A 13,443-nucleotide genomic window follows, 5' to 3' on the forward strand; every position below is an offset into this window, starting at 1 on the left:
AGAAAAAACCTTCTCCCTTGGTATGCCGAGTAAGGGAAAGATCTAAGAGTTGTTTTCAGCCGGGCATTGTGAAATCTGGCAATCTTTTTTGGGCGAAGTCTTTTTCTTAAATTCCGGTGCAAGTTCGGTCCATGATGTCATTTCTCCGGCGCTAAGAGCATCTTCTTCTCTTAGTACGTCAACTTTACAAAGGAACGGAATAAATTTTCTAATTTTCGAGAAAGAATATCGTACTACTATATAAGATAGAATGAAAACAAAAGGATAACCCAATCCAAAATCAAAATATGGGATGGTATGAACCGAAATCCCACCGAATCTTTCCTGCAACCATCCGAGAGCGAAGGCTACCGGCCAGAGTGATACTGCAAAAAGAGCTGCGTGTGAGAAAAATACTTTTCCGAAATATTCATTAGCCCAGTCATTAGCCGATTTAAAAACTTTCTTATTATGACGACGGATGGCTTCAACAGAAATGTTGTGCATGCGGGTCATTTTTTGATTGAGATCGGTATAATATTTTCTGTTCCATAAATATACCAGCGCCATACTGATTTCGCCCGCGACTGTGCACCATAATGCAAATACCGCTGTGCCGAACCAGAACGCCGCAACTGAGGGGACTGGAATACGGTAGGGGGTAATCAGTATAGTATCGAAAATTGCGAAAATTGTATTTGTATCAATCACTTAATGACTCCGTTTGTGAAGCCGTCCCCTGCAAAGAGTGGGGGAACAGGGGACGGCTTATGGGTAGTGGTGCTTATAATCTTATAAAAGTACCGGCTTTAGAACGGAGGCACGATGCTGTAACCGAGGAAGCCCTTGGTTGTGTAACGAATACCAACGTAAAGAGCTAGAACGATAAACAGTCTCTTGAGCCATACGTCAGGGATGTACTTGGAAGTGCGTGGTCCAATAAAGGAACCGACGAGAATTCCGAGAAGTTCAACTCCGATCAGGGGCCAGAACACAGGTGTATCTTTAACAACCATGTAAGTGAAGATAGAAGTAGTCATACCAACCAGAACGGCAAGAGCAGATGTTCCTGCAACAAGGTACATAGGAAGGCCGGCAACACTGGTAAGGAAAGGAACCAGCAAGAATCCGCCACCAACTCCGAGGAAGGAAGCAAGTGATGCGATCACAAAACCACCGACAACTGGTACCAGAGGATTAAAGGAGAATTCTACTCCGTAGAAAGTGAAGATGCACTTGGTGATAGAAAAGCTGATAACTTTAACGCCAAGACACTCAGTGTCAACTGCACAACCTTCTTTTTCTTTTTTGATTGATGCTTCAAAAGCTTTAGCAGCTTCTTTAGCCTGTTTTTTATTTGCCTGTCCTTTAGGAGAGGTTTCATAAAAGAGGTAACAACCAAGGAAAAGAACGAAAAGACCGAAGAATCCGATGTAGTCTTTAAGAGAAATTTTACCGGCTGTGAGCCAAGGAACAAGGTAAGAACCTGCGATGGAACCTGCGGCAAGTGAGAGTCCTAAAGGTAGAACAAGGCGTCCCATTTTGAAGTAGTTGTAAGATGACATCGCTGCGGATGTACCTACAAGCCACTGGTTGGATACGCGGATGGAGTCTGTAACGAGTTTGTTCATTACAGGTGATGTTTTTTTGAAAGTAGAAGCAAAATCACCGAATCCGTAAATGGTGATGTGACCGACACCAGCCATGATTCCACCGAATGCGCCGACAGTTGAGAAAATCCAACCTACCCAAATTGCCCATGCAAAACCGATAACAAGGCTGGGGGATGGAGCTCCGCTGATTCCCAGGAATCCGGTTGCTAGTTCAGAGTTGATTTCGCCCGGGCCAGTCCCTTTAGGGGTGGCGTCAATTGCGGCTTGAAGTTTGTCTGCGAAGGCTGGCTCAAAAAAAGCTACCACAGCCAGCGCCGCCAGAGCCATAATCATAAGGCTTTTGCGGGATTTAAACATAATGTATCTCCTTAAGTGAAAGTTGGTTTGCCGGATTTTCCATTGATATTTTCGTTGCAGCGAAAATATTTTGAAAAGTCCAGCGTCTTCATATTGTTTAACCGGAGCGTCCCCCAAGGTTTACGCTCCGGTCTGATATGCTTTTTATTTTTCTTTTTTGAAAACGATCAGCGGACAGTTTTTGCAAACGTCAGCGCCGGGGAATCCATCGCCGGGACGTGTGATGGCTCCGCTTCCTTTTTCTTCAATGCGTTCAACTAATCTTTCAACAACAGCTTTAAATTTTTCACCGGGGATCATGACGTTGATTTCGCCGCGTTCGGTTTTACCTGCGTTATAGCTGCCGGAACAAGCTGGGCACATGTTGAATTCTTTTTCAACGTAAGTGTAAACGCTACCACCACATGCAGATGAATTCATGGTGACATTCGGGCGTAGAGGATGAGTGTCTGTTGCAGCCATGTAGTCAACTGCAAGGTGGTATGCCTGCATGTTGTCAACATAGAAGTGAACGGTATCAGGCTCAAAAAGGCCGTCGATTGAACCAAGAGGGGCTACAGCGATTCCGATAAGGCCGTCGGGAAGCTGTGTTTTGGTTTTAATAAATTTTTCAGCCTGCTCAGGGTTGCGGGTATATTTAGCGTGTCCTTTGATTTCGGCAGCATCAAGTCCTTTCCAGCCGAAGCTGTAGTGAGCGTTTCCGCATCCAAGGCCTTCTTTTTCAGAATAGACAATCTGTCCTTTCATGCGGGCGGCAATTTCCCACTGACAAAAAGTCATTGCTTTAACTGGAACGTAAAAGTCTGCTTTTTCTTTGAAGTTATCGACTTCAACCTGATCGTAGAAATATTTAATTGCAACAGGGTAATGGTAAAGTCTCATTTCCTTCATAAGTAATTCTTGCATTTCTTTGTAAGTCATGGTTCCTCCTCGTCCGTTTATTAATTTATACCCGACCGGATTGGTCGATAACTTCTATGACTGAAGATTAATTATAAGTCCGGGTCTTAATTTTCAAGAAAAAAAGAAATAGAGAAAAAAATAACTTTTTCACATGGCAACCGTGTTTGAAAGGTGTGATTATATGTTTATATTGTGAAATAAATAACAAAGTATTATTTTATTAAATAAAATCGGACTCTTAATGTCAATTTTTAAATAGATTGTTTTTTATGTAACTTGCTTTTTGTCTTTTAAAAAGTATAAACTGGTCGTGTTGTGTTAATTTTCACGTTGTTTTCGAATTAGGTCTAATTTAGATCATTTACCTTTCGGAGGGCTGTAGCGTATTGTTAGCATATTATAAATAATCAGTCATTGGCGGATGACATCCGGGTAGGAGGAAAAATGAGTAAATATAGAATTCATCCCATCGTAATGGGAACAAAGAGATTTGATAAAGGTATGATGACATACCAGCAGGGCTATGGAACTCCATATATTATACCTATTTATTGTTGGTATTTGGAAGGCGGAGATAAGAAAATTCTGGTTGATACCGGAGAAATGCAGCCTATCATTTCGGAAGAACGTGAACGTGATCTCGGAGGTAAAATTTATACCTTTGAGGACGGGTTAGCTAAATACGGTTTAAAACCTGAAGATATAGATATAGTCGTTCACACTCATTTGCATAATGATCATTGCGAAAATGATTATAAATGTGTGAATGCTAAAATTTATGCACATCGCAAAGAGCTTGAACATGCCCATAATCCTCATCCTTTGGATTTTAGATATCTTGAAGATTACATTGAAGATGTTGAAGAAAATGGACAGGTTGAAATTGTAGACGCTGATTGTGAAATAGTTCCCGGTATCAGGGTAATGCATACGCCTGTTCACACTGAAGGCGGGCTTACTGTACTTATCGATACTGAAGGCGGTTTGGCGGCAATCACAGGTTTTTGTGTGATTATGGAAAATTTTTATCCTCCGCTTGAAGTTACCGGTATGGAGATGGAAGTAATTCCTCCCGGAACCTGTGTTAACACTTACAAAGCATATGATATTATGCTTCAAGTGAAATCGTTGGCAGATATTCTTATTCCACTTCATGAACCGTCGTTTGCCAAAGTTGATACTGTTGAAGGAACTTGATTGTAGCTTTGGAGCATACGGTTCTAATTAATGTAATTTATTTGACGAGGAAATAATCTGTGCGCGCAGCATACTTTAAAGATAAGAATATAGAATTAATTGAAAAAAAACGTCCAGAACTCTCAAAAGGTGAAGCTCTTTTGAAGGTTCTCATTGCCGGGATATGTAATACTGATATTGAGCTTCATAAAGGTTATTACGGTTTTGAAGGTACTCCGGGGCATGAATTTGTGGCGATAGTTGAAGAGTGCCCGGACTGTCCTGAGCTTGTCGGGAAAAGGGTCGTTGCTGATATTAATGTTCTTGATGCTAATCTTTCGGGTGGATCATATTCCGGAGACCGGCGACATGCACCAAATCGAACTGTGATTGGAATAGTGAACCATGACGGCGCATTTGCTGAGTATCTTAAAGTTCCGGCTGAGAATCTTTATGTGGTCGGGGATAATGTCGCTGATGACACGGCGGTTTTTGCCGAGCCGCTTGCCGCAGGTCTTGAAGTCAGCCAGCAGATCCATATAACCGGTAATATGCGGGTGATGGTTCTTGGCGACGGAAAGCTGGGAATACTGACGGCACTAGCTTTGAAGCTGTATAATCCTAATGTCCTTTTGATTGGAAAGCATGCAGATAAGCTTGCCATTGCCGCTGCGCAGGGAGTTGCGACCCATTGTATTGAAAGTGCGGATGAATTGTCCGGGTTGGCATCTAAGCTGGGTAAATATGATCTGGTTGTTGAGGCTACCGGAAGCGAAGACGGTCTTTCTTATGCTATTGATTTTGTCCGTCCGGAAGGGACTGTGGTGGCAAAAACAACATCTCATAAACCTACTTCATTAAATCTTGCTAAAGTTGTTGTTGATGAAATTTCGATTGTAGGTTCCCGCTGCGGAGATATCGGGCTTGCTCTTTCTACTCTTGAGCAAGGGCTGATTGATGTATCCGGTCTCATCGAAGCTGAGTATGATTTTGATGAATTTGTTTCAGCTTTTGAGCATGCGTGCAGGAAAGGATCAAAAAAGGTGCTCGTTAGAATGTAGACTGTTTTATTAAGCGGCTCGCTAGTGGGCTTAGTATGTATTTTATACCCCCTCAAATTTATTTGAGGGGGTTTTCTTTTGTCTGCTGAAATAATTTTTTTCAAAAATATTCGCCCCCCGGACCTGAGTCGGCTGTTTCATGTCCGCCCTCCCCGATATTCTTTATTCAAAAGGGAGGAAGAAATGAAAGAAAGTTCAACTGACACACTTGTCGCTTTGTATCCACTTGAAAATAGAGGGCTTCTAAAAAGCTATGCAAAGTTTGTTGAAGGTAATCCGGACTGGCTTGAATTTGGTTTTTCACTGTCGGACTACAAGAGGAATAAGTCTGTTCCTGAACTGAAGGGCTGGGAGCATCCCGATTTCGTTGAAACCACGGAGGCTCGCATATGATCGGTTCAATTCTGGATCTGGGGTCGACTATTATCGACAAGCTTTGGCCGGATGCAGGTGAAAGGGAGAAAGCTAAACTCAGATTGGTGGAGCTTCAAAGTAAGGGCGAGCTTGTTGAAATTGAGTCCCGGTTGAAAGTCATGTTGGCGGAAATGTCCGGGAACTGGTTGCAGCGTTCATGGCGGCCGATTCTGATGCTGACGATTATTGCCATCGTGGCGAATAATTATCTTTTGTATCCGTACATGGCTTTGTTCTGGGCGGAAGCTCCGCGACTGGAACTTCCACCGCAACTCTGGTCGCTGATGGAGCTTGGGCTTGGTGGTTATGTTGTAGGCAGAAGCACTGAAAAAGTTATCAAAACATGGAGGGGAAATGGTGGCTGATGAAAGAAGCGAATTGCACGATCTTCTGATTCGCGTTGATGAGCGGGTCAAGTCTATTCAGGAGGACATCTCTGAAATTAACGGGGCAAGACGGTGTCATACTCATGCGGAAAAGTTTCGCAACCTTGAACGGACAGTTTGGGGCACAGCAACAATTGTAGCCGGAGTTACAGCCCGGACTGTTTATGAGGCTTTTAAATGATTGTTTCAGCATTATTGGCAGATACGGCGTCATGGTTGGGTGGTTCTTTTGAAGGAAACAGATGTGATTGTTGCGGACGAGTCGACCGGCTGGAATATTTCAGAATGGAGACACGTTATGGCGGGAAAATTGTTTTTCGCGAAGCCCGGCTATGCAGTGAGTGCATGAAAAAAGCAGAGGCAACCGTTTACGAAACCCTGAGTGAAAAAAGTGTTCATTAAGCTAATCGGTTTAGTGCTGTGAGGTAAACTTTGGAGAATGAAAAAGTGAATAAATCAGAAGTTGTTAAACGCCAGAAGGAGGAGCTCGAAAGATTTCGGGAAGTCTTTGCACTTGCCGTTGAAGGAAGTGATTCCGACATGGTTAAGGATTTGAAAGCGAAGCTCGACATCATGCAAAAACGACATGACATGGAGCGAAAAGCATGGTGCATCGGTGAGGCTAAAAAAGAAGTTTCAGCCGTAAAAAAAACTAAAAACAGTTCTGCAATAAGTCCTGAACTAAGGGAGAAGCTTGATGAAATTTACGGATCTGAGCAGCGCTAACCAGTGGTATGCTGCCTTGCTTCGTAAGGCCGAGCTGAAAAAGGAAGCCTTGCAGGTTCTTGCGGAACTTGGTCGAAATGATTTGTTTTTTTTACTGACTCGTCTGCTCGGTCGCGCTGATGCAAATAATGAATGGGTTTTTGCGAGATGTCAGGATGTGCAGCGTAATCCTGACGGGCATCTCGATTTGTGGAGCCGTGAGCATTACAAATCCACCATCATAACTTTTGCGCTGACAGTTCAGGATATTCTGCGAGATCCCGAGGTCACAATTGGAATTTTCAGCCACACCCGGCCGATTGCAAAGGGGTTTTTACGTCAGATCAAAATGGAATTAGAGCGCAATGAACTTTTGAAACAGTGTTATTCTGATGTGTTGTGGGCGAATCCTAAAAAAGATTCTCCTAAATGGTCTGAGGAAGACGGGATAATAGTGAAAAGGAAGTCCAACCCCAAAGAAGCAACAGTAGAAGCTTGGGGGCTTGTGGACGGACAGCCTACGGGGAAGCATTTTTCCCGATTGATTTATGATGATGTTGTTACGCGTGAATCCGTTTCATCGCCGGATATGATTTTCAAGACGACTGAGGCGTGGGCGTTGTCCATCAACCTTGGAACCCGCGAAGGGATCAAACGGTATATCGGAACCCGCTATCATTATAATGATACCTATCGTGATATTTTGAAAAGACAGGCTGCCATTCCTAGAATATTTCCGGCAACAGCTGACGGAACGCTTGAGGGTGATCCGGTTTTGCTAACCAGAGAGCAGCTTGCAACTAAACGGCGCGAAATGGGGCCGTATGTTTTCGGTTGTCAGATGATGCAGGACCCCAGAGCGGATGATGTGCAGGGGTTTAAAGAAGATTGGATTAACAGATGGGATCAGCATGGTCAGGGCGGCAAACCAAGGTGGCGGGATTTTAATCGTTATCTGCTTGTGGACCCTGCGAGTGAGAAGAAGGTCGGTAGCGACTACACGGTAATGCTGGTCATAGGTCTCGGCCCGGACAGGAATTATTATCTGATTGACGGTATTCGCGATCGTCTCAATTTGACGGAACGTGCCCGTGCTCTTTTCAGATTGCACAGGGCTTATGGACCTCAAGTTGTTGGGTATGAAAAGTACGGTCAGCAGGCGGATGTTGAGCACATGCAGTATGTGATGGGGGAACAGAATTATCGTTTCTCTATAGAGCCGCTGGGCGGAAATATTCCGAAAACTGATCGCATTAGGAAGCTTGTACCGATTTTCGAGCAGGGGCGTTTCTGGCTGCCATGGCGCGGGAGGTTCATGGATCATCAGGGACGGGAGCGAGATCTTGTGCGCGAATTTATTGATGATGAATATCTGGCTTTTCCGGTTGCTCCTCATGACGACATGCTTGATTGCATGGCGAGGATTTTAGACCCAGCACTGGGGGCAGTTTTTCCGAGGCCGGAGAATTCACCTCAGCAGCAGGAGTCCGTTCAGGGAATTATGGATTACGATATTTTTACAGGAGGTCAATAATGTACGGCTTTGAAGCGGCGGAGGGTTTTACATTCTATAAGTATCGCGATTTTGACGGAACAGTCAGCCTTACAGAGGGACATTTGAAATGGTTCTGGGACGTGATGCAATGCGCCGGACAAATTCCAGTTATTTTTTATGACGGCTCCGTAGAATATTTTGAGGATTTTAAACGTCTTGTGGATAAGAAAGAACAGCATTTCTTTTTAGGATTTAAAGACGACAAACCTTCAGGTTTGTTCTGGTTGAATGGTTTTGCTCAGCGTTCTTGTTTTGTCCATCTTGCCATCATGCCGGATTTTTTCGGGAAAGAAACATTACTGATGGGAAAAGGTGTTTTGCGCCATTTGCTGACAGTACGTGACGTGTCAGGGAGTTATATTCTGGACTGCGTTAAGGGTCTTATTCCTGTAATGAATCCGCTTGCTTGCCGTATGGCTGAAAGGTCTGGATTTTCAAAAGTGGGAATACTTCCACAGTCCGCATATCTGGCAGCAGAAGACAAAAGTGTGGATGCCGCAATTTTTTGTGCGGTTAGAAATAGTTGATTTATAGCTCCTTTGTTTAAGGGAGCGTGCGTATTAAAATTTTAAAAGAAAGGAGAATGATCATGGGAGGATCTGGATCAAAATCACCATCAGCACCTGTAGCGCCGGCTCCGCCGCCGCCTGTAACCGCAGCACCGGCACCTCCGGTACTGGATACAGATTTGCAAAAAAGTGAAGAGGCGTTGAATGCGAAAAAGATGCGAACTTTGAATCGTCTTAAAAAAGGTAGAAGCGCGACAGTTCTTACAAGTGGAGAGGGAGTTCTCGGACAGACTGAGACAGATAATGCAACACTGCTTGGGCAGAAGACGAAACTTGGGCAGTAAGGGGGAAGAGTTGTGAGCAGTTATTACAGGCCGGAGCTGCCTGGACCGAAGTCTGGAAACTCCGATGTCTGGTTCGATAAGGATTCTCCGGGATTCAATGGTTATTTTAAATGGCACAAAACAACCTACGGAACTAATCCTTCATTCAATGATAAAGGGTTGAAGGCTCCGGCAGGTTGGGGAATGCCTAAGGACTGGACGTATTCAGATTCAACCGGGCATTGGTACACTCCGGCTGAAATGACCAATGCGGGCTTTAATCAGATTGAAGGTCAGTGGCTTCATCCAAATGACATTCGGAAACAGGAAATAGATAAGGCAAATGCTGAACTTGATGCGAAAATAGCATCTCGGAGAGCTACAGAAGGAAGGATGCGGAAGGTTCATGCTTTGGGCAGGAAGAAGACGATACTTACCGGTCCCGTAGGCGCTTCCGGAGTTGCTAAAATTGAGAAACAGTTTTTACAAAATTCAAAAGGGGTAATGCAGTGATTGATCTTCGGTGTCCCGTATGCGGGAGGTTGTTGATGAAAGGGAAGGTTATTGAAGTTCAGATAAAGTGTCCCAAGTGTAAGAAGCTGGTAAAACTTTCCTGTAACAAAGGGTAGCTGAGTTTAAAAAATAAAGGGATTTTCTATGACTTTCTGTTTGCAGGCGTCTGTTTCTTTGAGGTTATGGAAAATCCCTTTTAATTTATAGATAAAAATGGATTAAATATGATTGGAAATAATAAAAATAGATATGAATCCCGATTGAAAATGCTTCGACAGGAGCGCAGTTCATGGGAGGGACATTGGCGGGAAATAAGTGACTATATCCTGCCGCGAAAAGGCGTATATGATGGAACTAAGCCTAATGACGGGAGCAGAAAAGGTAATCGTATTATTGATTCCACTGCGACAAGGTCATTAAGAATTTTAGCGGCGGGGCTTCAAGGGGGGCTTACTTCTCCTGCGCGTCCATGGTTTCGGCTGGGAATTGCAGACCGTGATATGTCTAAGCATAAATCTGTGCGTGACTGGATTTCTAAAGTTGAAACAGTCATGTATCGAGCTTTGGCCCGAAGCAATTTTTATTCGTGCATACATTCACTTTATACTGAACTTGCGGGATTCGGAACCGGGATTCTTTATTGTGAGCCGGATGTTGACCGGGGCATACGGTTTCGTACTTTGACGGCGGGTGAGTATTGTCTTGCGACCGATGCACAGGGACGTGTGGATACTGTTTACCGTGAATTCAAAATGACAGCTCGTCAGCTTGAAAAAAGGTTCGGCATTGATGCGCTTCCTGCAACTGTCCGAACAAGTTTGACCAGCAATCGTGATCACTGGTTTGATGTGCTCCATGCTGTTCAGCCGCGTGATGAGTTCAATCCTAATAAACTTGATAAACAGAACATGCCTTTCGAGTCGGTGTTTATTCTGAGTGGTAGAGGTAATGAAATCCTTTCGGAAAGCGGGTTTATGGAAAATCCCTACATGGCTCCGCGCTGGGATACTTCTGCAATGGATGTGTATGGACGTTCGCCGGCTATGGATGTTCTCGCGGATGTTAAAATGCTGATGGAGATGAGCAAAAGTCAGATTCAGGCTGTACATCTGACTCTTCGTCCGCCCATGAAAGTTCCTTCCATGTATTCAAGGCGGCTCAATCTACTCCCCGGCGGACAGAATCCGGTTGAGCAGAATCAGCAGGATTCAATTGCACCTTTGTATCAGGTCCGGCCGGATCTTGCGGGGGTGAGTTCTAAAATTCAGGATGTCAGAGCTGCAATTCGTGAAGGGTTTTATAATGATGTTTTCATGATGATGGCGGGATCTAATCGAAAAATGATTACAGCCGCGGAAGTTGCCGAACGGCACGAAGAAAAGCTGATTCAGTTAGGTCCGGTCATTGAGCGTCAACATACCGAACTTCTGGACCCTCTTATCGATAGAGTTTTTGGTATTTTGACTCGTGCCGGACAGTTGCCGGAGCCTCCGTCCTGCCTTGACGGGGCTGATATCCGAATTGATTATATCTCAATTCTTGCACAGGCTCAGAAAATGGTCGGAACCCAGTCCATTCAGTCCCTGTCTGAATTTGTAGGAAGGCTTGCGGGAGCGAATCCGGAAATTCTGGATAAGGTTGATATGGATCGGGCGGTTGATGAATATGCTGACTTGATCGGGGTGCCGACCGGCATAGTTCGTTCCGATGGTGAAGTAGAAAAGTTTAGAACCCAGAGGAGGGATATGCAGCTTCAGCAACAGCGGATGCAACAGGGAATGGCAGCGGCCTCCGCCAGTACCGGTATGATTAAAGATTTGTCGCAGGCAGGGTTCAATCGTAATGAAGTAATGGGTATTGCCGGGAAAGCGGAACAGATTATGAGTTCTATATAAAATTTCAGTTTAAATAGGTTATATTACGGAGTCTTTAAAAAAGGCTCCGTTTTTTTATGGATATTTTATTTTTTAGCCAAACATTTATATGATATATCAACTTTTATAATTTTGCAGATTGATGTATTAAGCTTGAAAAGATATATTATAAAAGATATTTCATTATAAATGTTATGAACTTTTTAACTGGGGAGTGAAGAGGGTTTTATGAAGTTAATTGTGACAGACTTAACTCGTTTTAAAGATAACGACAATGTTTGTATGGCTTTGCTGGATGCTGAATCTTGTACCTGTCATAGACCGTTGCCGTATGTGACCAAAGCTATAGTTCAGCAGAAAGGGATTTATCCGGGGATGACTGTTGAAGCAACTGTTATTCCAAACGGAAAAGCAGCGCGGCCTCATGTTGAAGATTGTATTTTTGTAAATGATTTGTGGCTAGGAATGATGGATGAAATTTTGTTTAAAGACTTACTTGAGCGCAGTGCTGTTGATTCTGTGAATGAAGCCTTTTGCGGAACGATTAGTTCCAAAAAAAGATGCGTCCCTTTGGGTTCGCCACCAGATTCATCAATCAGAACAATAAGGGTTGATCCTTTGTCTCTGTCGCTTTCTGTGGTCGGGACTGTTGAGCAGAAACTTCGACTCAGTTTTAAGGATAAATCCGGAGAGATATTCCGGCATACCCCTATTGCGGATTTGAATTTTCATTCATCTGCTTTGAAATATGTCCAGCAGGAGAGGGTTGACGAGTTTAATACTGCCCTTGCCGGCGGGGAAGAAGTTTATATCCGCCTAGGATTAAGCAGAGTTTACAAAGGCAAAAACGGCAAGCAGGGATACTGGATGCAGGCTAACGGGATTTATTGTTTTCCCGGTTGTTTTTGTGCCGAGATGTGAGAGGCTTTAGCTGTTTGATTGTTGGTTTGTTAATATTTTTTTGTTTATGTTAATTAAAATGCCGTAGTGAAGGTTTTTTGATGAGTGAAAAAAAATATCTTTTTAGTAATGAAGACAATATTTTAAAAATTAATAAAGTAATTTCTGTATTGAGTGTACCTAATGCTTCTTTGAGTTCATTTGAGGCTCAGCGAAATATAAATTTGTGTTCAATTTTAGAATTAATAACGTCGATTGGATATGAATGGGATTTGTTATGTCAGATTAATATTGATCTCATAGGACGTCTGTTTGCGAATTATTTTACTAAGATTCAATCAAAAGAAGAAATTGATGATTTATATGGGTATTGTTTTAGATTTGCGCTTGAATATCATTTATCATGCTTAGAGACTCTTATAGATGTTCAAAGTTTTATTGATTACGGTTTAGTTGAAGCTGATAGTTTTGGTAATTCTGCTAAACGGAGTATTGATTATGCTAGTCGTGCTACTTCAATTTTTATTGCTAAGGATTTATTTAATAATAAATCAATGAATCTCTTGAAAGACTTTGATGAAATTGCGGCAAAGGCAGAAAGGTTGAAAAAAGGTTGGGATACTGAGATTGTTGATAAAGAAACTAAAGTGGAGAACCTAAAGTCCGCTTTGGATGAATATAAAAATGCTTTTAATTTTGTAGGTTTGTTTAAAGGATTTGATGATCTTTCGGTCGTAAAAGTAAGCGAGAAAAAAAGGATTTTTTGGTGTTTAATTGCTATAGGAGTGGCAATCATAGTTCCTTTAATTGGACAGTTTGTTTCTTTTTATCTTTTCCCTGACTTGTTAGGATTATATAAAAATAATTATTATATACCGCTAATTCCAGTGCTGTCGTTTGTAATTATTCTTTTGTATTTTTTCAAAATTATTTTGATGAATTATAAATCAGTTCAGTCACAATTGCTGCAAATAGAATTGCGAAAGACTTTATGTCAATTTATTCAGAGTTACGGGGATTATTCACAAGGGATAAAAGCAAAAGATGCAAATGCATTAGAAAAATTTGAAAATATAATTTTTTCAGGGATAGTAGCTGATGACGGTAAAATCCCATCTACTTTCGATGGGATGGATCAGTTGGTTAATGTGATTAAGTCCATAAAAAACTAATAG

Annotated in this window: 18 protein-coding genes; 15 read left to right on the forward strand and 3 right to left on the reverse strand. The window is 42.7% G+C overall.

The features are described 5' to 3' along the window. Positions 1–42: 42 nt before the first annotated feature. From BLT41_RS09680 to BLT41_RS09690, 3 genes are all read right to left on the reverse strand, one after another. The gene (locus BLT41_RS09680) at positions 43–690 is read right to left on the reverse strand and encodes a hypothetical protein (protein ID WP_092160630.1); all 648 of its coding nucleotides are present in this window, start codon (positions 688–690) and stop codon (positions 43–45) included. A 98-nt stretch (positions 691–788) separates the two neighbouring features. Further along, a complete protein-coding gene (locus tag BLT41_RS09685; protein WP_092160631.1) occupies positions 789–1,949 on the reverse strand; it encodes a sulfite exporter TauE/SafE family protein in 1,161 nt (386 codons plus the stop codon). A 144-nt stretch (positions 1,950–2,093) separates the two neighbouring features. Continuing rightward, a complete protein-coding gene (locus BLT41_RS09690) occupies positions 2,094–2,870 on the reverse strand; it encodes a DUF169 domain-containing protein (RefSeq protein WP_092160633.1) in 777 nt (258 codons plus the stop codon). A 426-nt stretch (positions 2,871–3,296) separates the two neighbouring features. Between BLT41_RS09690 and BLT41_RS09695 the strand changes: the two genes are divergently transcribed. The 15 genes from BLT41_RS09695 to BLT41_RS09765 all read left to right on the forward strand — a co-directional run bounded on the left by BLT41_RS09695 (position 3,297) and on the right by BLT41_RS09765 (position 13,440). Then, positions 3,297–4,049 (forward strand): N-acyl homoserine lactonase family protein, encoded by a 753-nt coding sequence (locus tag BLT41_RS09695; protein WP_092160634.1) that lies wholly within the window; start codon positions 3,297–3,299, stop codon positions 4,047–4,049. Positions 4,050–4,108: 59 nt separating this feature from the next. Next, the gene (locus BLT41_RS09700; RefSeq protein ID WP_092160636.1) at positions 4,109–5,089 is read left to right on the forward strand and encodes an MDR/zinc-dependent alcohol dehydrogenase-like family protein; all 981 of its coding nucleotides are present in this window, start codon (positions 4,109–4,111) and stop codon (positions 5,087–5,089) included. 183 nt (positions 5,090–5,272) lie between these two features. Next, positions 5,273–5,482: a hypothetical protein gene (locus BLT41_RS09705; RefSeq protein WP_092161606.1), complete on the forward strand. Its 210-nt coding sequence runs from the start codon at positions 5,273–5,275 to the stop codon at positions 5,480–5,482. Next, on the forward strand, positions 5,479–5,868 hold the full coding sequence (locus BLT41_RS09710; RefSeq protein ID WP_092160637.1) for a holin family protein: 390 nt from the start codon (positions 5,479–5,481) through the stop codon (positions 5,866–5,868). The genes BLT41_RS09705 and BLT41_RS09710 overlap by 4 nt, the downstream gene beginning before the upstream one ends. Further along, a complete protein-coding gene (locus tag BLT41_RS09715; RefSeq protein WP_342025748.1) occupies positions 5,858–6,070 on the forward strand; it encodes a hypothetical protein in 213 nt (70 codons plus the stop codon). Before BLT41_RS09710 ends, BLT41_RS09715 begins: the two co-directional genes overlap by 11 nt. Further along, complete coding sequence (locus tag BLT41_RS09720; RefSeq protein ID WP_092160638.1) at positions 6,067–6,291, forward strand: hypothetical protein; 225 nt, start codon at positions 6,067–6,069, stop codon at positions 6,289–6,291. The genes BLT41_RS09715 and BLT41_RS09720 overlap by 4 nt, the downstream gene beginning before the upstream one ends. A gap of 45 nt (positions 6,292–6,336) precedes the next feature. Next, positions 6,337–6,615 (forward strand): hypothetical protein, encoded by a 279-nt coding sequence (locus BLT41_RS09725; protein WP_092160640.1) that lies wholly within the window; start codon positions 6,337–6,339, stop codon positions 6,613–6,615. After that, a complete protein-coding gene (locus BLT41_RS09730; RefSeq protein ID WP_092160641.1) occupies positions 6,587–8,128 on the forward strand; it encodes a hypothetical protein in 1,542 nt (513 codons plus the stop codon). The genes BLT41_RS09725 and BLT41_RS09730 overlap by 29 nt, the downstream gene beginning before the upstream one ends. Continuing rightward, complete coding sequence (locus BLT41_RS09735; protein WP_092160643.1) at positions 8,128–8,676, forward strand: hypothetical protein; 549 nt, start codon at positions 8,128–8,130, stop codon at positions 8,674–8,676. The genes BLT41_RS09730 and BLT41_RS09735 overlap by 1 nt, the downstream gene beginning before the upstream one ends. Positions 8,677–8,738: 62 nt before the next feature. Then, on the forward strand, positions 8,739–9,002 hold the full coding sequence (locus BLT41_RS09740) for a hypothetical protein (protein ID WP_092160644.1): 264 nt from the start codon (positions 8,739–8,741) through the stop codon (positions 9,000–9,002). Between the two features lie 12 nt (positions 9,003–9,014). After that, positions 9,015–9,494 carry an aminobutyrate aminotransferase gene (locus BLT41_RS09745; protein ID WP_092160645.1) on the forward strand — a complete coding sequence of 160 codons (480 nt, stop codon included), beginning with the start codon at positions 9,015–9,017 and terminating at the stop codon, positions 9,492–9,494. Further along, positions 9,491–9,610, forward strand: a complete 120-nt coding sequence (locus BLT41_RS17840; protein WP_092160647.1) for a Com family DNA-binding transcriptional regulator — start codon at positions 9,491–9,493, stop codon at positions 9,608–9,610. Before BLT41_RS09745 ends, BLT41_RS17840 begins: the two co-directional genes overlap by 4 nt. A gap of 108 nt (positions 9,611–9,718) precedes the next feature. Then, complete coding sequence (locus tag BLT41_RS09755) at positions 9,719–11,389, forward strand: portal protein (protein WP_092160648.1); 1,671 nt, start codon at positions 9,719–9,721, stop codon at positions 11,387–11,389. Between the two features lie 207 nt (positions 11,390–11,596). Beyond that, a complete protein-coding gene (locus tag BLT41_RS09760) occupies positions 11,597–12,289 on the forward strand; it encodes a hypothetical protein (RefSeq protein ID WP_092160650.1) in 693 nt (230 codons plus the stop codon). A gap of 80 nt (positions 12,290–12,369) precedes the next feature. Next, complete coding sequence (locus BLT41_RS09765; protein ID WP_092160651.1) at positions 12,370–13,440, forward strand: hypothetical protein; 1,071 nt, start codon at positions 12,370–12,372, stop codon at positions 13,438–13,440. Positions 13,441–13,443 lie beyond the last annotated feature (3 nt).

Origin of the sequence: Maridesulfovibrio ferrireducens (assembly GCF_900101105.1) — a bacterium.
Classification (GTDB): Bacteria; Desulfobacterota; Desulfovibrionia; order Desulfovibrionales; family Desulfovibrionaceae; genus Maridesulfovibrio; species Maridesulfovibrio ferrireducens.